Here is a 20993-nt window from a genome sequence, read left to right as displayed (position 1 = left end):
CAGGGAGTTTCATCATGTTGATCAAGGCCGACAACGTATGCGTGGTTATTTTCAACATGCAACTGGAAATGATTCCGTTGCTGCATGAAGGCACGCAAGTGCTGAACAACTGCTGCTGGCTCGCCGATGTGGCACAGACCCTCGACGTGCCAACGCTGATTATCGAACACAGCAAACTCGGCGCACCGTCCCAGGCATTGAAAGAGGTGGCGGGCGCCGCCTCTTACCTCGAAAAGACCTGGTTCGACTGCAGCTCGCATGACTCGATTGCCCATCCGCTTGAGGCCACCGGTCGGCGGCAGGTGGTGCTGGCGGGGGCGGAGTCACATGTGTGCCTGCTGCAGTCGGCACTGGGGCTGCGTGAATTGGGCTATGAGGTCAGCGTGATGGCGGATGCGTGCAGCGCCCGTAATCTTTTCGATCACCAGCACGCGCTGGCCAATCTGGCGCAGGCAGGCATACGCGTGCTGACTCGGGAAATGTTTTTCTTCGAATGCATACGCCATTCCACGCGCCCCGATTACATCGATCTGGCGATGAAGTACCTGGACGGGCGGTACATCCGCTAAGCGAACAAAGGGCCTGCCCGCACGCCTGCTTCGATGGTTACCCGAGAGATATTTTTGATATGGATATTTTCAAGCGTCATTTCGTCCCGACACCGATGGCTTCCGGTTCGGATCCAGTGTTGAGCACCAGCGTCCTGTTGACTGACAGTGATGAGTTTGCACGCTGGGGCAGCACCGCTGGGCTGGTGGTCATTCAGACGGACATTGAACGTCTGGCCGCGCCGGATGAACTGGAAAAACTCCTGTCGCGCCTCGACGCGAGCCGTGCGCACACCGTCCTTTGTGCATTGTCTGGCGAATGCCCGCCAGCGGTTGAGCAATACCCTGCGGTCAGTCAATGTGCGCAGGTTTTTCTGGCGCTGCTCAAGGGCCTGATCAGCCAATCCAGAGCCGTCGCGCTGGTGGGGCTGCGCCGTCGCGACGCCCTGGCGGCCAGTGTGCTCGATGGCCTGGGGTTGTCCGCGTGCCAGGAAACGACCCGCCTGCGTTATGCCTCGCTGATCGTTGAGGGTGCGTTGACGTCGACGTTGACCCAGGCGATTGCCACGGCGTTGGACCAGACTGGCGTACGGCATCGCTTTGACGGGCAGACCCTGGCGCGTGAGCAACTTGAGCCAGTGGGCAATCGTGTCGAGTCGAGTCCGGGATCCACCTTGCGCCACAACGGTTGCTATGTGGTCACGGGCGGCGGCGGTGGTGTCGGGCGGCTGCTTTGCCGGTGGCTGGCCCGTGAGTATCAGGCCAAGGTCTGTGTGGTTGGGCGTTCCTCGGTGGATGACGAACGACGCGCAATGCTCTTGGCTCACGGTGTGACCTCTTATGTGCAGGCCGATGTGACGGACCGACAGTCACTGGCGGGGGCACTGAATCATTTCAAGGATCGTTATGGCGCCATCGACGGGGTTTTTCACCTGGCAGGTACGACGGCCGATCGCTTGCTGATCAACAAAAACAGTGCCGATGTCGAGCGGGTGCTGCTGCCCAAGATTGCCGGCAGCTTGAATCTTTGGGCCCTGGACCCCCTGATACAGCCAGGCTTTGTTTGCCACTACAGTTCCCTCAGTGGGCTGGTGGGCAATGTCGGTCAGGCCGACTACGCCGCTGCGAATGGTTTTATCGATGAGCTGACCGATTTTGTCAGTCGCCAGGCGCCAGCCGGTCGCGCTCGCTGGCAGTCGATCAACTGGGGGTTGTGGGCTTCCGAGGGCATGCAAATGGCCGAAGGGAGCAGTGAATTACTGGCCCTGTCGGATGAGCAGGGTTTGGCGGCATTGCGCACCATCCTCGACCAGGCTGCACCGCGTCTGGTGGCCTTCGTCGGCAGCCGCGCAGTACTTGGCGCACTGAACCCGTCCGGTGGCGGGCAAGGCGCAGCAGATGCACCGGCGGCCGTGCGCTTGCCATCCCAGGCTCAGGTCAGTGAGTGGATTTGTTCACTGGTTTATACCTACAGCGGCTTACGCGATGTGTCGCATGACGCATCGCTGGTGGCGCTGGGCGTGACGTCTTCGGCGCTGATCAGCATTGTCTCGGCCCTGGAGCATCGACTGAACGGCACCGGTGTCGCGGTCTCCCTGAGCAAGGCGCTGATTTTCGATTACTCATCGGTGACCGCGTTGAGTAAGTATTTGCTCGGCACCCAGCCCCAGGCGCTCGCTGCGGCATTTGGCAGTGAAGGGGCAGGGCCGACCGGGCCCTTGCCGGCCATCGAGGCGATTGCGTCCACGCCTGGCGCGCACGTCAACCTTGAGGACCGCCTGACACAGTGGGTGCAAGAGGTGGTTCGGCGTTTCAGCGGAATAACCGATCCGTCGGTGGACGACAATCTGCTTGAGCGTGGCCTGGATTCGGTGGCCAGTATCAACATTGCCACCGAACTGGCTCGACGTTTGTCGACCCAAACCCCGGTCAGCATCAGCAAGACGCTGTTGTTTGAAAACTCTAGCATCAGTCAGATTGTGCGTTTCCTGTTAGATCGCTACCCAGCGCAAATTGACGCGGTGCTGGACACTACTGTGGCGCAGACGGCGCCGGGTGTTACCTCTGCCGCCGTGACGGCGACGGTGGCGGTCAGCCCAGTGGTCGATGTCGCCCCTGGTGTCAGTGCTCACTATCGGCCTGAAGACATCGCGATTGTTGGCGTGGCGGGCGAGTTTCCTGGGGCGGATAACCTGGCCCAGTTGTGGGCATTGCTTGAGTCCGGGTCTGAGGCGATCAGTGTCATCCCCGCACAACGCTGGGACTGGCAGCTCGATTACTCAGCCGACCCGAAACAACCGGGCGCCAGCTACGGCCGTCATGGCGGCTTTCTGCGGCGGGCCAAGCAGTTTGATCCGGCGTTTTTTTCCATCACCCCGGTTGAGGCGGCGCGTCTTGACCCTCAGGAACGGCGGTTGCTGGAAATGGCCTACCATGCCCTGGAAGACTCCGGGCATTTTGCCGATCCGCGGGAGGACACCGGAGTCTTCACCGCTGCGATGTTCGGCCATTATCAAAACCTGAATGCCGCCAGCGCAGTGACCAGCAGTTCATTTGCCTCGATTGCCAACCGCATTTCGTACACCTTTAATCTCCAGGGCCCGAGCCTGTGTGTTGATACCATGTGTTCGGGGTCGTTGACCGCCCTGCATCTGGCGATCAACAGTCTGCGCAGTGGCGAATGCACCCAGGCGCTGGTCGGTGCGGTCAACATCATGCCTCACCCGGGCAAGTTCAAGCTGCTGTCGGCGGGACGTTTCCTGAGCCCCAGCGGACGGTGCCACAGCTTTGGTATCGAAGCCGACGGTTATGTGCCGGGTGAGGGGGCCATTGCCCTGATGCTCAAGCCGCTGGCCCAGGCGCAAGCCAATGGTGACCGGATACACGGGGTCATTCGTGCCTCTGCGCTCAATAGTGGCGGGCGCTCCAGCGGTTTTACCGTGCCCTCGGCAAGAGCTCAGGAAAAGGTCATTCGCCAGGCGTTAAGCAAGGCCGGTGTGGACGCCAGCCAGATCGATTATGTGGAAGCCCACGGCACCGGCACTCGACTGGGCGATCCGATCGAGATCAACGCACTGAGCGCGGCTTATGGCACGCGTCGGGGCGAGCGACGCTGCATCGGTTCGATCAAGAGCAATATCGGGCACCTTGAATCGGCTGCCGGGTTGGCCGGCCTGGTCAAGATCCTGCTGCAGTTCCAGCACCAGTCGCGGGTGCCGACGCTCAACTGTGAAATCGAAAACCCCTGGTTGAACCTGCCCGACACTGATTTCCGCTTGCCGCGCACAACCGAACCCTGGACCGCGGACACGCCGCTGCTGGCCGGGCTCAGTTCGTTCGGTGCCGGGGGCTCCAATGCGCATGTCATCGTTCAGCAGTACACCGGTGCGCCGCTCCCGCCTGCGCCACAGGCGGAATATTTGTTGCCTGTTTCGGCGCGCACACCCTTGGCGTTGAAGGCCCGGATCAACGATTTGCTCGCTTGGATCGACAAGCATCCGCAGGCCAGCCTTGCAGCGATTGCCTATACCTTGGGCGTCGCACGTGAACACTTTGGCCACCGTGCCTGTTTCGTTGGCGACAGCCTGGCTCGTTTCAAGCAACAGCTGCTGGATGCCGCTGATGGTGTGCCTGTCGTGGATCAATCGTGGTCTACCCTGCAGGCCCTTCAGGCGTCTTACCTAGCGGGGGAAACACTGAATTTCGCTGCGCTGCATGACAGCCGCAGGCTGGTGTCGTTGCCTCATTATCCATTCGAAGAACAATCGTATTGGGACGACCAGCTCGTTACCTCCGGGCCGGCGGGCGCTGACCCGCTCAAGCCTGGGGACGAGGACGTTCCGGCGCAGGCGAAGACCTCGGTGCCCGTGTGTTTTCAAGCCGTCTGGGAGCCCCAACCCGTTCACGCATCGGGTGGCGCGCGAGGGCAGGGCGCCATTGTCTTTTGCAACCCGTCACAGGCTCGGGCGTTGATCGGCCAACCGCACATCGTGGTGGTCACGCTCGGTGACAGCCTGCGTCTGGACGAACATTTCGCCCAAGTGCGCGTTGATTCGATTGACGATTGCCAGCAAGTCTTGCAGCGCTATGCCCCTGGTGATGCGGCGCAGCGACCGTGGCTGATCAATCTGGTGCAATGTTCGGGTGAGGACATGCAGGCTTCATGGGCCAGTTGGCAGTTCACGCTGGCCAAGGCGATCAGTGCTGCCGGGGCCCGTTACCGGATGGCCTTTGTCCACGAAGAAGGGCTGGATGTCTGGCCGATGCCCGCAGCCGGGGCAGTGAGCCGATTGTTTCGCGTGCTTCAAATGGAGCAGCCCGAATTCGAATTGTTGTCGATGACTGTCGCATCGCAGGACTTCGAGCATGTGCCTGAGCTGCTGGTGTCTGCGCTGGATGAACTCGCCAATGCCTCTGACGGCTTCAGTGCCAGTCGGCATATGGCCGGTGATCGCTGGCAGGCCCGCGTTCGTGAAGTTCCTTGGCCTGCGGCGAATGGCAGCCGTTTTCGCAACAAGGGTGTCTACCTGATCACCGGGGGCATGGGCCTGATCGGGCTGGCGGTCGCCGCACGCTTGATCAGGCAGTTCGACGCCAGGGTCGTGTTGGTTGGTCGCAGCCCCGCGGGGGAAGCAACCCGACACAAGCTTGCCGGGTTGACTACGCCGGCAAACGTCGACTACATCAGCGCTGACATGAGCGATAGCGCCGCAGTGGATAACCTGATCAAGTCGGTAATTGCCCGGCATGGCGCGTTGCACGGTGTGTTGCATGCTGCCGGGATCACCCGGGATGGGCTGTTGCGCAACAAACAGCTGGAGGACTTCCAGAAGGTGATAGCGGTGAAGCTCAACGGCGCGCGCCATCTCGATAGCGCAACCGCCGATGTGGCGCTGGATTTCTTCGTGTTGTTTTCATCGGTGTCCGGGTTGTTCGGCAATGTTGGCCAGGCCGATTACGCCGTGGCCAATCATTACCTGGACCTGTTCGCCGGCGGTCGTCAGCGGCAAGTTGCCCGAGGTCATCGTCGTGGTTTGAGCCTGTCAGTGAACTGGCCTTTGTGGCTTGAGGAACAAGGCACCGATCCACAGGATCGGGTTGCCCTGGGCCGCTATTTGCAGGACAACTACGGCATGCAACCGCTCACCCCCGCCGCAGGCGTCGACCTGTTGGTGAGGCTGATCGATGGCGTGGACGCGAGCATGACGCAGATTGCCCCGTTCGTTGGCGACAGCGAGAAAATCCGTCGCAGTGTCGCTCCTGACGGATTGCGCAGCAGCGCGGCGCTGAAGCCTGGCGCAGTGGGCATCGCTGAAACAAGCAGCGAATCGGCGACACCGGAGCAACTGAAGCTTCGGCTCAAGGCGCTTGTGAGTGCGTTGACCGGTTTGCTCCCTGAGAACATCGATGATCGTTGCAGTTTTGGTGACCTGGGTTTGAACTCGGTCATGTTGCAACAGCTGGCGCAGGATATTGAGGAACAGTTCAAGGTGCCGATGGCCCCCAATACGCTGTTCACCTACAACTCAGTCGCGCAGTTGATCGATTACCTTCATGAACGGGGTGCGCAGTCTGCGGCCCCGGTCTCGGCTCCCGGCCCGGACGCACGCTCATCGTCAGCACCGGTGGCAACGCCGGCCAGCGTTCCAGACGCCGATGACCAACGGATTGCAATCATCGGCATGGACGGCCGCTTGCCCGGCGGCCAGGGGCTGGCCGGATTCTGGGAAGGGCTGATGGCCAATCGCAGTGCGATCAAAGAGGTGGAACGCTGGCCCGACAAGGCCTGCCATGCCGGGATCATCCATGAGATCGGGCACTTCGATGCACGTTTTTTCGGGATATCGGCGCGCGAGGCGATGCTGATGGACCCGCAACACCGACTGTTTTTGCAAGCGTGCTACAACACGTTGCTCGATGCCGGTTACGCGCCGTCCTCGCTCAAGCGTGTGGGGGTTTTCGCCGGCGTTCAGTTCAGCGATTACCAGACCCTGCTGCAGCGTTCCGGACAGAGTTTTCATCCCTTTGCCGCCACCGGGAATGCCCATGCGATGTTGGCTAATCGGGTGTCCTACCTGTTCGATTTCGAAGGCCCGAGCCAGTCCATCGATACCGCCTGTTCGAGTGCACTGGTGGCGGTGAACCGTGCCGTCATGTCGCTGCAACGGGGGGAGTGCGACTACGCGCTGGCCGGTGCGGTCAGCTTGTTGATCGACAGCGACATGACCGAAGCGGCGCAGAGCATGGGCGTGCTATCGCCGAACTTTCGTTGCGCCACATTTGATAGCGAAGCCGATGGCTACGTTCGTGCGGAGGGGGTTGGCAGCCTGTTGCTCAAGCGTCTGGTCGATGCTCGCCGCGACGGTGACAGCATTCATGCGGTGATCGAGGCCGCCGAGGAGAATCACGGAGGGCGGGCCAACTCGCTAACGGCGCCCAACCCCAACGCGCAGAAACGTCTGTTGCTTGCCGCCTACACGCCGCCGCTGGCAGCCCGAGTCAGTTACATCGAAACCCACGGCACGGGAACCCGCTTGGGCGATCCGGTGGAAATCGATGCCTTGAAGGGCGCCTGGCACACGCTGGCGCCAGGCCAGAAGCACCCGGTTTTGCTGGGCTCGGTCAAGACCAATGTCGGTCATCTGGAACCGGCCGCCGCCATTGCGTCACTGTTCAAGGTGATTCTGGCCTTCAAGCACCGGGTACTGCCGGCCAACCTGCATTTGCGCACGCTCAACCCTTACATCGACTTCGAGCACTCGCCGTTCCAGGTGCTGGATCGCAATACGCCTTGGGAGGGGCACGATCGCGTCGCCGGAATCAGCTCGTTCGGTTTCGGCGGGACCAATGCTCACGTGGTCCTGTCCGAACCACCGGCCTTCACCGCACAGGCGTCGTTGACACACGGGGAGCACCTGATCGTGTTGTCTGCCCGCAGTCGTGACTCGCTGCTGGCAATGAAGGAGGCCTTGTTCCGTCACCTTGATTCGCCACTGGGTCGGTCGCAGCCTTTGGCTGACATCGCGTTTACCCTTGGGGCCGGACGCGAGCATTTTGAATATCGCCTGGCCTGGAGCGTTCGAACCGTCGATGCGTTGTTGCATGCCTTGCGCGCGGAACAGACACCGGATGTTCACCGCGTTGGACGAGGCGCCGAGGCGCCCGAAATCGACGGGCAATGGCCGGACCCTCGCGAGCGGTATCTGCACGGGGGGCAGGTGCAATGGCCGACCGTGTACCCGCATGCTGGCCGGCTCCATTTGCCCGGTTATGCCTTCGATACGCGCCGCTATTGGTTTGACGATGAATCACAGGTTCAGCCGGGCAATCGCTGAAATCACAGGAGCAGAACATGCACACGGACGAGACACACAACATGACAGCACACCTGAAACCGCAACCGGCCGAAAAAGTGGTGATTGTGGGGGCTGCCTGCCGTCTGCCCGGCAGCGAGTCGCTGTCGGCCTATTGGCAAAACCTGATGACCGGTCAGCGTTGCGTTGCCCCGGTCACGCGATGGGAGTCTCTGCGCGGGACGGCGGTGCATGGCGGCCTGCTGGAGCATGTGGACGAGTTCGATGCGGGGTTTTTCCGTATCTCGCCCAACGAAGCGCGCTGCATGGACCCGCAACAACGATTGCTGATGGAAACCGTGCAACATCTGATGGATGACTGCGGTGTGCCGGTCCAGGCCTTGCGCGACTTGCAGTGCGGGGTGTTTTGCACAGGCCTGCCCGGGGACTACAAGTTTTTGCTGGCGCAGGAGCCTGAATCGGCTTTCAGCAGCCACAGCTTTCTTGGCAACGCCACTTCGTCGTTGGCGGGAAGGGTGTCTTATTTCTACGATTTCCATGGCCCCTCGGTGAGCCTTGATACCGCTTGCTCATCGTCATTGACGGCCTTGCAGATTGCCGTTTCACAGCTGCGTGCCGGTGAATGCGAGGCTGCGTTGGTGGCTGGGGTCTCGGTGTTTGCCACTCCGGAGGTGTTCGAGTTTGCCCAGCGCTCGAACATGTTGTCGGCGCGGGGGCACTGCGACGCTTTCGGTGACGAAGCCGACGGTTTCGTCCCGGCCGAGGGCGTGGCGGCAATCATGTTGATGAGCGCCGGCAAGGCCCGGGCCCTGGGGCTGGAAGTCCTGGCAAGCATCGAGGCGATCAGCCTGAATCACGACGGCATGAGCAATGGCATGATGGCGCCCAATAGCCAGGCTCAAGCGGCGCTGATCGCCGGTTCCTACGAACGTTGTGGCATTGACGTGGGGCGTATCGGCTACGTCGAGGCCCACGGTACCGGCACGCGCCTGGGGGATTCGATTGAGGTGGCGGGGCTGGTCAACGGCTTTCGTGCTCAGGCGCAACCTTACGACACCTATCTGGGGGCCTCGAAAAGCGTCATCGGCCACACGCTGGTGTGTTCCGGGTTGGCCAGTTTGATCAAGAATCTGCTGATCTTTCGTCACAGCACCATTCCGGGCCAGCCTCTGGCGGGTTCCCTCAATAGCGCGCTGGACCTTGATCAGTTCAAGGTCTGCGAGCAGGCAGTCCCCTGGCCGTCCGACAAGGCGTATGCCTGTGTCAGTGCCTTCGGTTTTACCGGCAGCAATGCTCACCTGGTGCTCGGCAAGCCGAAGCCGCGCCGGATTGACCCGCAGAACAGCCCGGGCCCCTGGGCTTTTTTGATCAGCGCTCAATCCTCCGCCAGCCTTCATGCGCGTGTCCGGCAGGTGCTGGGCGTTCTCGATGGGCTGCCGGACGATCAATTGGCGGCTCTTAGTGTGGCGCTTGGCAAAGGAAGCCAGCCGTACCGTCTGCGTCTGGCTGTCACGGCTTCGACTCGTGAGTCCCTTGTAACGCAATTGCAGCAATGGCTGGCGACACCGCCAGAGCAACTCGGCGTCGGCTGCTCAAAGGTCGAGGGCCTGGGCGACTCCGTGCTCGCCGAACGCTTGCAGCGATGGTTGGCGGGGATCGACCTGCCGCTTTACGGCACCGAGCACGCGGCTCGATACCCACGAATCGAACTGCCGGGTTACCCGTTTGATCGCAAGTCCTACTGGGTGGGAGCCGAACTGATTGCTGCTCAAGCACCCGTTGCTGTATCGAGCCCGCGGCGAGGCAATGTTCTGGACACGCTGAAAAGTGATCTGGCGCGATTGCTCGGTTTCGATCAGGCCGACATTGATACCAGCCGTTCGCTGCGCGATTACGGTGTCGATTCGATTTCGTTGATTGAGCTGTTGAGCCGATTGGGTGCCGGCGCGAGCCGGATGCAGCCTCATGACGTATTCGACTTTGCGTCCATTGCCGCACTGGCCCAGGCACTGGAGGGGCTACAACCCGTTTTGACAGCCGCCTCCCGGGTTGATGCCGTCGTGCCGGTCGACCGGTCGCCAATGACCTGGACACAAACAGGGCAAGGGCGCGCCATCGTGCTGCTGCCACCGTTGAACATGAGCGCGCAGGCCTGGATGCAACAAGTCAATGTCCTGATGCGCCAGGGTTTCGCCCTGCATATTCCGTCGTATCCCGGTCACCAGGGTACCCCGCTTGATAAGGGGAGCTTAAGCCTGGAAGGGCTGGTGCTGGAGATCGAGGCCTATATCAATGAACAGCTCGAAGGCGAGCCTGTGCCCGTGGTGGGCTGGTCGTTGGGGGGCTGTCTCGCATTGGCGCTTTGCCGCCGAGCCCCGGCAATGGTCGAGTCGATGATCCTGATCAGTACCGCCGCACGTTTTGGCGATGATATCTTCGGTAAAACCATCGAGTTGAATGCTGAACTGCAAGCCCATGCCGATTACCTGGATATCTTGCTTGAACCTCGGCAGAGCATCGCCGAACAAGTCGGGGCCGGGGCGTCGATGAGCACGCTGAGTTGTTACTACCAGATGCTCGGACAACTGGATTTCAGTGCGCAACTACCCAGCATTGCTGTGCGGACGTTGATTGTTCATGGTCAGCAGGATGTGGTCATCGCCGGGGCGGATGTGAAGCTGTTACAGCACCTGCCCAACGCCCGACTGGAAGTGTTTGCCGATCAGGGACATTTCATTCCGTTGACCGCCGCGCGGCGCTTCAATGAACTGCTGCTCGACTTTGTACAGGCTCGGCAACCTTGAATAATCCGACCTGTACCCAACAGGACCTGGGCCAATGCGCACTGGACGGATTCCTCACCGGTATCGAGTCGCTAGACACGGGCCTGGCGGCAGTCACGGCGGTGTCGGGGCGCTTCAACCTGGAGCGCTTCGATCCTGGTTTGTACGCCCGTGCGGGTGTCGACTGTCCGCCAGCTATTGTCCGGGCTGTGCCACGCCGCCAGGCCGAATACCTGGCGGGGCGCTGGTTGAGCCGGCAGATGTGGGCCAAGCGCAATCTCGCGCCGGTGCAGGTTCATTCAGGGGCTCATCGTCAGCCGATATGGCCGAGCGGTTGGGTCGGCTCCATCAGCCACACATCGACTATCGCCGTCAGTTGCCTGGCCAAGTCTTGCGAGGTCGGACTGCTGGGCCTGGACCTGGAGAACTGGCTGGCACCAGAGGTCGCCGACAGGATCAGCGCCACCATCGTCGACCGCCAAGAAGCCCACTACCTTGGAATGCTGGGGCCTTTTGAGCACATGTTGACCTTGGCTTTTTCAGCCAAGGAAAGTCTGTTCAAGGCCGTTTATCCGCAGGTTGGCCGTTATTTTGATTTCGATGCGGCGCGCCTGGTCGAGATACATTGGCCCTCGGGACGTCTGGTGTTGAGGGTGACACAAGATCTCTCGACGTCGATCAGGGCCGGCATGCTGTTCGAAGGTCATTTTCAAATGTGGACAGGCGCCGTGTTCACGGTCATTGCCCATCCGCAGGGTGCTGTTGCGCACCATCAGGGAGTGGTTCAGTGCCTATCGGGCCGATTGTTTAAGGAAGCGTCATGACTCAACGGTTACTTCAACTTGATCAAGTGTCGTACAACCTGCCCGACGGGCGCGTTCTGTTCGATCACTTGAACCACACCTTCAGCGCCAGGGCCACTGGCATCGTGGGCGCCAATGGCTGTGGCAAGTCCTTGCTTGGCCGGCTCCTGACGGGGGAGCAACTGCCCACCAGCGGCATCGTCCGTCGCGAAGGGCGGGTTTACGCCGTGGCGCAGTTGCTGGAACCCGAGCGCTATCCCAGCGTTGCCGCGCTGGCCGGGGTCGCCCCTATTCTGGCGGCGCTGGATCGCATTGCCCAAGGCAGCGTCGACGATGACGACCATTCGCTGGCGGTCGACCAATGGGATTGCGCCACACGCCTTGAGGCGCAACTGCAGCAGATCGGCCTGGGTCATTTGAACGCCGACGCGCGCACCGACGCACTCAGTGGTGGCGAACGGCAACGGGTGGCGCTGCTGGGGGCATGGTTGTCCAGGGCCGACTGGCTCATTCTGGATGAGCCCAGCAACCACCTGGATATTGAACAGCAACACAAACTTGCGCAGCAGATCGATCGCTGGCCCAACGGCCTGGTGTTGATCAGCCACGACCGCGGACTTCTGGAACACGTGAACGAAATTGTCGAGCTTTCACCCTTGGGGCTGGCGGCTTATGGCGGCAGTTACAGTCAGTATGCGGCGGCACGCGAGCAGGAACAGCAGTCGTTCCAGTCGGCATTGCAAGGTGAGCGGGCGCAGGCCAAGCGCGAGCAACGTGAGATGGCCGTGCAGATGGAGCGTCAGCAACGGCGTAATGCCCGCGGCGACCGTCAGGCCCGTGACGGTAATCAGACCAAGCTGATCACCAACGCCCAGAAAGAGCGCAGCGAAAACAGTCAGGGGAAATTGCGCCTCAATCAACAGGTGGCCCGGGAGCAGCAGCAACAACGGATCGCCGAGGCCCGTGCGCGGTGTGCGCCGGACATTCAACGCATGATGTTGTCCCCGGAAAGCGTAGTGCCCAATGGCAAGATGATTGTGCAGCTCAACGACGTCATTCTCCCGTTCGGTTACGCGGCGCCGGTCAATCTGACGCTGACGGGGCCTATGCGCATGGCAATCCTGGGCGCCAATGGCAGCGGCAAGTCGAGTCTGTTGCGAGTGATCGCCGGCCAACTGCCGGTACGCGAAGGCGAACTCATACGCAGTTGCCATGTCGGCTGGCTGGATCAACACGCCGGATTACAGCACCCCGAACGCACGGCGGTGCAATGGCTCTACGAGAGTAATCCGGAGTTGCCCGAAGCCGAAGCGCGAACCCGGTTGGCGCAGATGGGCATTGATGCGGATCGTGCAACGCTCAAGACCTGTCAGTTGAGTGGCGGCGAACGCCTGAAAATAGCACTGGCTGCGCAGTTGTATGCCCAGCGACCACCGCAGTTGCTATTGCTGGACGAACCGGACAACCATTTGGACTTGCCCAGTAAAATTGCGCTGGAGCAGATGCTCAATCAGTACCAAGGGGCATTGATCGTCGTCTCACACGACAGCGCTTTTTTACAGGCCATCCATCTGGACGCCGAGTTCCATCTCAACAGCTAGAGACCGTCACTTCGGATAAAGCGGCGGCAATCCACTATCACCCACCGGGTCCTGAACCCGTTCAGCAATCGGGATCGCACGAATCGCGCGCCACAGATCTTCACCTTGCCAATGTTGGCCGGTTTCGCTGTAGAGCGCGCCGTTCAAGCCGTCAAGGGCGTCGGACAGCGGCACAAAACGCGCCGCCATATCGGCCAGGGTTTCCGGTTGTTGCCGGGCCCAGGCGTCGAGGGCCTGGCGGGTGGCGTGGGAATCGTTGGCCTGACAGGCACGCTTGAGGTCGTCGAGTACGGTGCGCGGGCTCGGTCCGGTCTGCGCCGCGCGCAGGATCGCCGGTTGCCAGCGGGCGCGCCACCAGAGACCGAAGCCCAGCAGGGTGGTGCAGGCCAGGATCAGCGTGCTGAGTTTCCACCACCGCAGGGCTTCGTTGTCGGCAGCAGAAAGGACTTGAGGCGTGCCAGCCGGGGTGTCGACCATCAGGCTCGGATTGTTCGCCACCGGCAGCGTTCGGGCCGGCAGGCTGCTGTGTTCCAGGTGGTCCTCGAAGGTGTTCCACCAGACCACTTCAACCGCTGGCAACTCGATCGCGCCGCTACGCGTCGGCACCAGGGCTTCACGGTCTTCGCGACTGCCGACCAGGCCTCGCTCGCTGTTCTGGTTGCCCAGCACGGGTTGATCCGGGTAGCGCCGCAAGCCGTTGACGTCGGTGGCGGGCAGCGGTGGCAATTGCGAACTGGCCAGGCCTTCAGCCTTCACTGTCAAGCTGCGGGTCAAAGAATCACCCACCTGCGCATGATCCGGCTCCGGGTTCCAGCTTTCGCTCAGGCTGAGGCTGCGGGCCGGCAGCCATGGCATGTCAGTCGGGTACGTGATGGGTTTGGCCCTGACCGTCAGCAGAATCTCTGCGGAGCTGACCCGCATCAGTTTGCCGGATTTGGGTGCCTGGGTGGCGGCGCCTTGGGCGGGCTGTGCGTCCACGAGTGCAGCATTGAATATCTGCGGCGGAATGACCAACTCACCGCTGTGTTGCGGGTAGATCGCATAGCGCATCTCGATCACGCCGTGGCGCAGGCCATTGATGTCTTTCTCGTAGGTGCGCGCCTCGCCCAGTTGCTCGATGCGCACATCGGGGATCTGCAAGGGGGGCAGGCTGCTGTCGTCGTACAGCGACACCGAATGGTAGATGCGCAAGGTCAGGACCGCCTGGGCTTGCACATACACGCTGCTTTGATCGAGGCTGGCGTCGATGAACACCGGGGCCCGTTTGTTCGGGCTGTCCTGGGTTTCGGTTTCGACCACTTGCACGGTGATTGGCTGGCTCTGTACGTCACCCAGTTGCAGTGACGGAATCATCACGCTGCCGTTCTGCCGAGGCAGCAGGGTGATGATCCAGCGGGTGGTCGCACGGTTGTCGCCGTTCAGGGTGGTCAGCTGGTTGACCTGACGGGTGCCGCGCACTTCGAACAGCGGCTCCAGCGGTGTCAGATCAGGCTTGCCGAACTGCGTTACGTCGTTGGATTCCAGCGTCAGCTCAATCGTCTCGCCGGTGTTCAAGCGACTGCGATCCACACTGGCGACCAGCCCTGCTGCCTGTGCCTGAACGGTGCAGAGCAACAGGGCAGGCAGCAGTGAGAGCAAGAGGGCGGTGAAGCGGGTCATCGAATTTTTCCCTGATCCTGATGTTGTTGCTGTTCGTACCAGAATTTGCGCCTGAGCAATTCACCCGGGTCGTCCGGGATCTTGCGCAGCCATTGCTCCAGCGCCTGGCGCTGTTCACCATTGATGCTGTCGCTGGCGGGGCGCAACGGTGGTTTGGTGCTTTGTTCGTCTCCCAACTCGCTGCCCGGAACTTCATTGGTGCCGGGTTTCGGCGGCGTTTTGTTCGGTTGCTCGGAGTCCGGCGTGGTCTGCTGGGCGTCGGCTTTCGGTTCGCCATTATCTGACGGTTGCGTGGCCGCGCCCGGCGGCGTTTCTTGTGTGGGGGACTCGGTCTCGTTGCCGGCGTTTTTGTCCCGCTCAACCGGCGGTGGTGTGTTTTTCTGCTTGAGCAGTTTTTCCACCAGCGCCTTGTTGGTCTGCGCCGGACGCAAATCCGGTTGACGCTCCAGCGCTTGTTCGTAGGCATCCAGCGCTGCTTCCAGTTCACCGCTTTTGGCCAGGGCGTTGCCACGATTGTAGTGGGCGTGGGCGTCGTTGCCTTCGGCGAACCGCTGGGCGGCGCCACTGTAGTCGCCGGCTTCGTAGAGCGCTACACCTTGCCATTGTCGATCGTCGAAATGCTGCGCGGCCTCGGCTGGGCGTTTCTGCTTGAGCAAGTGCAAACCCTGTTGGTCGGGTCGTAGCCACAAATCTTCGAAGTCGAAGGCATAACTCGGTTGTGGCAGCAGCAATAGCAGTGGCAAGCAGAATAACCAGCCGCGACGGCCGGCGCAGGCGGCCAGCAGCAACAGTGGCAGCAACAGCCAATAACCCTGATCGGCCCACGTGTCGAGACGCAGGGTATGGCCGTCGTTGCGCAGCGTGCGTGGACCCTCGAGCAAGCCAAGGGCGCGTAGGTCGGCATCGTCCAGGCGTGCGTGGCGATAGCGTCCGTCCAGGTCATTGGCAAAGGCTTTCAGGCTGGGTTCGTCCAGATGTGGCACCAGAATCGCGCCCTGGTCGTCCTTGAGAAAGCTGCCGTCTTCCTGGGTGATCGGCGCTCCTTCGGCAGTGCCAACTCCGAGCATCAGAAATTGCGTCGATTCACCGTCCAGCACCTGCCGAATCCCTTGGCGTTCCTGTTCGGTCAGGGTTGAACCGATCAGCAGGATCCGACCGTCGCCGAGGGCGCCTTGATCCAGCAGCGCTAGGGCCTTGGCCACCGCCAGATCGGCGCGATGACCCGCCTCAGGCATCAGCGAAGGCTTGAGGGCCTCCAATAGATTGCGGCTGGTCGACAGGTCATCCGACAGCGGCACCAGCGTGTGAGCGCTGCCGGCGTAGACGACGATCGCGGTCTGGGCGTCGCTGCGGTTCTGCAGCAGGTCGAACAGCTTGCGCCGGGCCTGTTCCAGCCGGTTGGGTGGCACGTCAGTGGCGAGCATTTCCGGGGTCAGCTCAAGTACCACGACCAGTGGGTCGGCGGGTTTCTGACTGGTTTGCTCGACACGTTCCCAGCTCGGTCCGAGCAGCGCCAGAACGGTCAACACCCAGGCACATCCAAGGATGACCCACGGCAATTTGCTGTCGCGACCACTGCCTCCACTGAGCAACGCCGCATGGAAGGCCGGTGGCAGAATCATCTGCCAGCGCCCGGCGCGCTTCTGCCGATGCCAGAGTTGCCAGAGCAACCAGCCGAGCAATGGCAACAACAGCAACCACCAGGGGCGGAACCAGTACGGCCAGAGCGCGCTCATCGGCGCCTCCGCAGACGCAGGCGTTTAAGCCGCTGGCGCCAGTCGGGCAATTGCGTTTGCAGAAGATCCTTGGTGAACAGTCGCCGCAACGGGTTGTCCGGCCAGCGCTCGCGAACCACCAGCAGCATGCTCAACAGCAACGCCATCGCCAAAGGCCAGTGGTACAACGCTTGTGCCGGGCGAGCCTGAGTCGGTTGTTGGGTCACGGGTTCAAGTTTGTCGAGGGTGCCTTTGATCGCTTGCAGTTCCTTGTCATCGTGGGCGCGAAAATACTGGCCGCCCGTGGCTTCGGCGATCGCCTTCAAGGAGGCTTCATCGAGGTCGAGGCTCGGATTGACCCCCAGGAAACCCAGCGTGCCGCTTTGTTCCGGATCGGCGCCGATACCGATCGGGTAGATTTTCACGCCTTCATTAGCTGCCAGCCGCGCCGCCGTGAGCGGGTCGATTTCACCACCGTTGTTGGCGCCGTCAGTGACCAGAATCAGTACGCGACTTTGTGCCGGGCGTTGGCGCAGGCGTTTGAGGGCCAGGCCGATAGCATCGCCGATGGCGGTGTTCTTGCCAGCGATGCCGATCCGCGCTTCGTCGAGCCACACGCGCACCGTGTGCCGATCGAACGTCAGCGGTGCTTGCAGATACGCCCGGCTGCCGAACAGGATCAGCCCGACCCGATCGCCCTCACGACTTTCGAGGAAGTCACCGAGCAAGTGCTGAACCAGTGTGAGTCGACTGACGTCTTCGTCCTGCCATTGCATGTCGGGAAAATCCATGGAGCCGGACACGTCGACCGCCACCAGCAGATCGCGACCGCTGGCGGCAATCGGCAGCGGTTCGCCGAGCCATTGCGGGCGCGCCGCGGCGATCAGTAACAACAGCCACAGCAGAATGAACGGCGCTTGTTGACGCCAGGCCGGCAGGTTGGCCCGGGCGCGGCGACGGGCGAGGCCTTCGAGGTCACTGAGGAAGCTGACTTTGAGCGCCGGCTCGCCACTGTCGGCGACAGGCAAAACGACGCGCATCAGCCAGGGCAGCGGCAGCAGGGCAAAGATCCACGCCCAGGCGAACTCAAACATGTTTACGAATCCAGGTGTCGACGGCTTGGGTCAGGCCGGCGATGGCCTTGTCGTCGAGTTTGCATTCGGGTTTGTAGGCGCCTTCGACCAGCACCATCCAGCGGGTCAGACCGGCGGCCGGGCAGCGATTGTCGAGGAATGCCAGCCATTTGCGCCCATTGAGGGTGTGGCTCTGACTGTAAGGGTAGTGGTTGCGGCACAGGCGTTTGAGCAAACCGTTGAGTTGCTGCAACCAGGCACCCGCCGGAGCGCCGTCGTAGGGTTTGGGCATCCGCGCCAGCTCGGTCAGCGCGGCGAGGCGCACCGGGTCCAGCGGTTGTTCGGTACGCACGACAGGGCGTTTGTTCACAAGGAAGCGCCTCGCCCTCCACACACCGAAACCGATCAGCGGCAGTAACAACAGCAACAGCCACCAGCCCGGTGCCGGTGGCCAGAATTCGATCGGTGGCGGGGAGATCAGTGGTTGCAGTTGATCGAGGCTGCTCATCGACCTTTCCCCGGCTTCTGTGGGTTCAGGTACTCGCGCAGTTGCTCGATCATCTCGCTCTGGGTACTCAAGGGCATCAGCAAAACCCGTAGCTTCTGTGCCAGCAGTTCCCAGCGAGCGATGCGGGCTTCGGCCTGGGCGCGATAGGTCTGGCGCAGCTCGAAATTCAAGGTGTCGAGTTCCAGTTGCGCACCGCGTTCGGCGAAGCGTAAAAGCCCGGCGGCGGGCAGCGCGTGATCCAGTGGGTCGGACACCGGCAGCAGCAACAGATCGCAATGCCGCGACAACAGGCTCAACTGTTGTTCGGCGCCCTCGGTCAGGGTGCGTTCGTCGCAGATCACGATCACCAGACTGCCGGGACGCAGTACTTCCCGGGCCCGACGCAGGGCAATGTTGAAGGCGTCCCTGTCCGGCTCGCTTTCCGTGTGCAGAGACTGATTGACCCGCACCAGACGGTTGAGAAGCTGCAGCAGGCTCTGTTTGCTGCGTCGTGGCTTGATTTCATAGTGTTCATTGTTGCCGAACACCAGTCCACCGACCCGATCATTATGACCCAGTGCGGCCCAGCCGATCAGGCTTGCGGCCTGGGCGGCGAGCACTGATTTGAGCATCAGCCCCGAGCCGAAAAACAGCCGGCGACTTTGCTCGACCATGATGAAAATCGGCCGCTCGCGCTCTTCATGGAACAGCTTGGTATGAGGTTCCTGGGTGCGGGCGGTAACGCGCCAGTCGATGCTTCGCACGTCGTCGCCGGCCTGATAGACCCGCACCTGATCGAAATCCACCCCGCGCCCGCGCAGTTTGGAGTGGTGCAGGCCGATCAACGGGCTGCGCTGGCTCGGTGTGGAAAACAATTGCACTTCACGCACGCGATGGCGCATCTCGATCAGCTCGGCGAGGCTGACACGGATGCCCGGCTCGGGCGGCAGGATGGCGTTCATCGGGGTCAAGCGACGGCTACGACGTCGAGAATCCTCTGGACCACCCGGTCCTGGTCGATGCCCGCGGCTTCGGCTTCAAAGGAAAGAATAATGCGGTGACGCAGCACATCGAACAGCACCGCTTGAATGTCTTCCGGGCTGACGAAGTCGCGACCGGCCAGCCAGGCGTGGGCGCGTGCGCAGCGGTCGAGGGCAATCGAGCCGCGCGGGCTGGCGCCGTAGGCAATCCACTCGGCCATCTCAGGGTCGAACTTGGCCGGGGTGCGCGTGGCCATGACCAGTTGCACCAGGTATTCCTCCACGGCGTCGGCCATGTACAAGCCGAGGATTTCCTTGCGCGCCGCAAAAATCGCCTGCTGACTGACCCGGCGCTCGGGTTTGGTTTCGCCGTTCAACGCTTCGCCACGGGCCTGTTGCAGGATCCGACGTTCGACAGCGGCGTCAGGGAAGCCAATTTTTACGTGCATCAGGAAGCGGTCGAGCTGCGCTTCAGGCAGTGGATAAGTGCCTTCCTGCTCGATGGGGTTTTGCGTGGCCATCACAAGGAACAGCGGCGACAGCTCGTACGTGCTGCGCCCAACGCTGACCTGGCGCTCGCCCATGGCTTCGAGCAGGGCGGACTGAACCTTGGCCGGGGCGCGGTTGATTTCGTCCGCCAGCACCAGGTTGTGGAAGATCGGGCCTTGCTGGAACACGAAACTGCCGGTTTCCGGGCGATAGATTTCTGTGCCGGTGATGTCGGCGGGCAGCAGGTCGGGGGTGAACTGGATGCGATGGAACTGTGCTTCGATGCCTTCGGCAAGTTCTTTGATGGCCTTGGTCTTGGCCAGGCCCGGAGCGCCCTCGACCAGCATGTGGCCGTCGGCGAGCAAGGCGATGAGCAAGCGCTCGATGAGTTTTTCCTGGCCGAGAATCTGCGTTGAAAGAAAGGTTCGCAGCGCTAGCAGCGCTTCACGATGTTCCATCGATGACTGTTCCTGGAAAGGGTGACCGAAGACGTTCGAATAACGCCAGGGCTGGGGGCGTTACTTTAATCCATCGCGGGGGGCGGCGACTAACGGCATTTTGTGCAAAGTGCGGGAATAGGCGGGCGAAATTGTTGGAGATTTGTAGGGACGGGGTATTGCGGTGTTCTTTCTGACGCCTTCGCGGGCAAGCCTCGCTCCTACAAGTATTGGTTCAGACGCAATATCGCGACCGCCTCGGTACTGTAGGAGCGAGGCTTGCCCGCGAAGGCGCACGCTCAGACACCATCAAAGTTCGCTTATATAGGTGCCAGTGCCCTTGAGAATGTTCTGCAACGTTTCTTCCACTTCCGCCAGATCGCTTGCATCAGTGCTGTGAATGATTTCCAGCGAATCATCACCATTGAGCGCATCGGCGTCAGCGGCGGCGATTTCGATCAGCAGGCGGGTAGGGCTGAGGGTGACTTTCACGCCGTCCAGCGTCGAAGGCTCGCCGTCGAGGGTGATGTCCAGCGCGTCCTCGTCCGGGTAGCGGGTCATCAGGAACATGTCGCCCTGATCGCTGTGGCAGCAGAGCATGGCCATGTTGTCTTCTTCGTCGTCGCACGGGTTGACGATCAAGAGGGCGGTGGTCATTTGCATGGGGAATTCCTGGCTCGACGAGCATTGTGAAGACGAACAAAGGGAGATTCTGCCAGCAGACGGGAATTTCTGCTCGCCTGAGTGTCAGAGGAGGTGTCGTGAACATTCGGGGTGTTGCTGGTCATTTCTGGTACGGATGTGCCGCAAACCGGGCTTAACCCCCCGTTTTGCCGTGCGGCTGCTAGTGTTGTTCGATGCACAAGGCGCAAGCTGCGTGCCGATGACCGAATATGTCGCAGCGCTGCAAGCATGGGCCTTGCCGCACTGGTTAAGCTGCGCAACGGATGAGCACCTGTAAAGGCATTGCGCGATACATGGCCCAGTCGTTTTTGCAGATGCCCATTCTATGGAAGGTGAATGTGACCTGAGTGTCTCGTCCAGCTTCACCCACCTGTCATCCTGTTTCCTCTGCCCGAGAATCAGGAACAGGGTGACGGATCAC

General features: G+C 61.5%; 12 protein-coding genes. 5 read left to right on the top strand and 7 right to left on the bottom strand.

Features of this window, described 5'->3' with window-relative positions; genetic code table 11:
- Nucleotides 1-14 precede the first annotated feature (14 nt).
- From ACYZT0_RS12500 to ACYZT0_RS12480, 5 genes are read left to right on the top strand one after another with little or no spacing between them, the layout of a single operon-like run.
- Nucleotides 15-569: an isochorismatase family protein gene (locus ACYZT0_RS12500; RefSeq protein WP_131062078.1), complete on the top strand. Its 555-nt coding sequence runs from the start codon at nt 15-17 to the stop codon at nt 567-569.
- Between the two features lie 59 nt (nt 570-628).
- On the top strand, nt 629-7882 hold the full coding sequence (locus ACYZT0_RS12495; RefSeq protein ID WP_462046098.1) for an SDR family NAD(P)-dependent oxidoreductase: 7254 nt from the start codon (nt 629-631) through the stop codon (nt 7880-7882).
- 17 nt (nt 7883-7899) lie between these two features.
- The gene (locus tag ACYZT0_RS12490; RefSeq protein WP_462046097.1) at nt 7900-10665 is read left to right on the top strand and encodes an alpha/beta fold hydrolase; all 2766 of its coding nucleotides are present in this window, start codon (nt 7900-7902) and stop codon (nt 10663-10665) included.
- Entirely contained in the window at nt 10662-11468 is an 807-nt protein-coding gene (locus tag ACYZT0_RS12485; RefSeq protein WP_462046096.1) for a 4'-phosphopantetheinyl transferase family protein, read from the top strand. The genes ACYZT0_RS12490 and ACYZT0_RS12485 overlap by 4 nt, the downstream gene beginning before the upstream one ends.
- Nucleotides 11465-13048 (top strand): ABC-F family ATP-binding cassette domain-containing protein, encoded by a 1584-nt coding sequence (locus ACYZT0_RS12480; RefSeq protein WP_462046095.1) that lies wholly within the window; start codon nt 11465-11467, stop codon nt 13046-13048. Before ACYZT0_RS12485 ends, ACYZT0_RS12480 begins: the two co-directional genes overlap by 4 nt.
- A gap of 6 nt (nt 13049-13054) precedes the next feature.
- Here ACYZT0_RS12480 and ACYZT0_RS12475 read toward each other — a convergent pair whose 3' ends face one another.
- The 7 genes from ACYZT0_RS12475 to ACYZT0_RS12445 all read right to left on the bottom strand — a co-directional run bounded on the left by ACYZT0_RS12475 (nt 13055) and on the right by ACYZT0_RS12445 (nt 20551).
- Nucleotides 13055-14707 carry a BatD family protein gene (locus ACYZT0_RS12475; RefSeq protein ID WP_462046094.1) on the bottom strand — a complete coding sequence of 551 codons (1653 nt, stop codon included), beginning with the start codon at nt 14705-14707 and terminating at the stop codon, nt 13055-13057.
- A complete protein-coding gene (locus ACYZT0_RS12470; RefSeq protein WP_462046093.1) occupies nt 14704-16443 on the bottom strand; it encodes a tetratricopeptide repeat protein in 1740 nt (579 codons plus the stop codon). Before ACYZT0_RS12470 ends, ACYZT0_RS12475 begins: the two co-directional genes overlap by 4 nt.
- Nucleotides 16440-17516 carry a vWA domain-containing protein gene (locus tag ACYZT0_RS12465; protein WP_462046092.1) on the bottom strand — a complete coding sequence of 359 codons (1077 nt, stop codon included), beginning with the start codon at nt 17514-17516 and terminating at the stop codon, nt 16440-16442. Before ACYZT0_RS12465 ends, ACYZT0_RS12470 begins: the two co-directional genes overlap by 4 nt.
- The gene (locus ACYZT0_RS12460; protein WP_462046091.1) at nt 17509-18003 is read right to left on the bottom strand and encodes a DUF4381 domain-containing protein; all 495 of its coding nucleotides are present in this window, start codon (nt 18001-18003) and stop codon (nt 17509-17511) included. Before ACYZT0_RS12460 ends, ACYZT0_RS12465 begins: the two co-directional genes overlap by 8 nt.
- Complete coding sequence (locus ACYZT0_RS12455; protein ID WP_462046090.1) at nt 18000-18944, bottom strand: DUF58 domain-containing protein; 945 nt, start codon at nt 18942-18944, stop codon at nt 18000-18002. Before ACYZT0_RS12455 ends, ACYZT0_RS12460 begins: the two co-directional genes overlap by 4 nt.
- A gap of 5 nt (nt 18945-18949) precedes the next feature.
- A complete protein-coding gene (locus ACYZT0_RS12450; protein WP_008150800.1) occupies nt 18950-19909 on the bottom strand; it encodes an AAA family ATPase in 960 nt (319 codons plus the stop codon).
- A 288-nt stretch (nt 19910-20197) separates the two neighbouring features.
- Nucleotides 20198-20551, bottom strand: a complete 354-nt coding sequence (locus ACYZT0_RS12445; protein ID WP_462035196.1) for a hypothetical protein — start codon at nt 20549-20551, stop codon at nt 20198-20200.
- Between the last annotated feature and the right edge of the window lie 442 nt (nt 20552-20993).

Source organism: Pseudomonas sp. ZS1P83 (assembly GCF_054897825.1).
The sequence above is the reverse complement of the archived record's forward strand: the minus strand, read 5'-3'. Positions and strand labels throughout refer to the sequence as shown.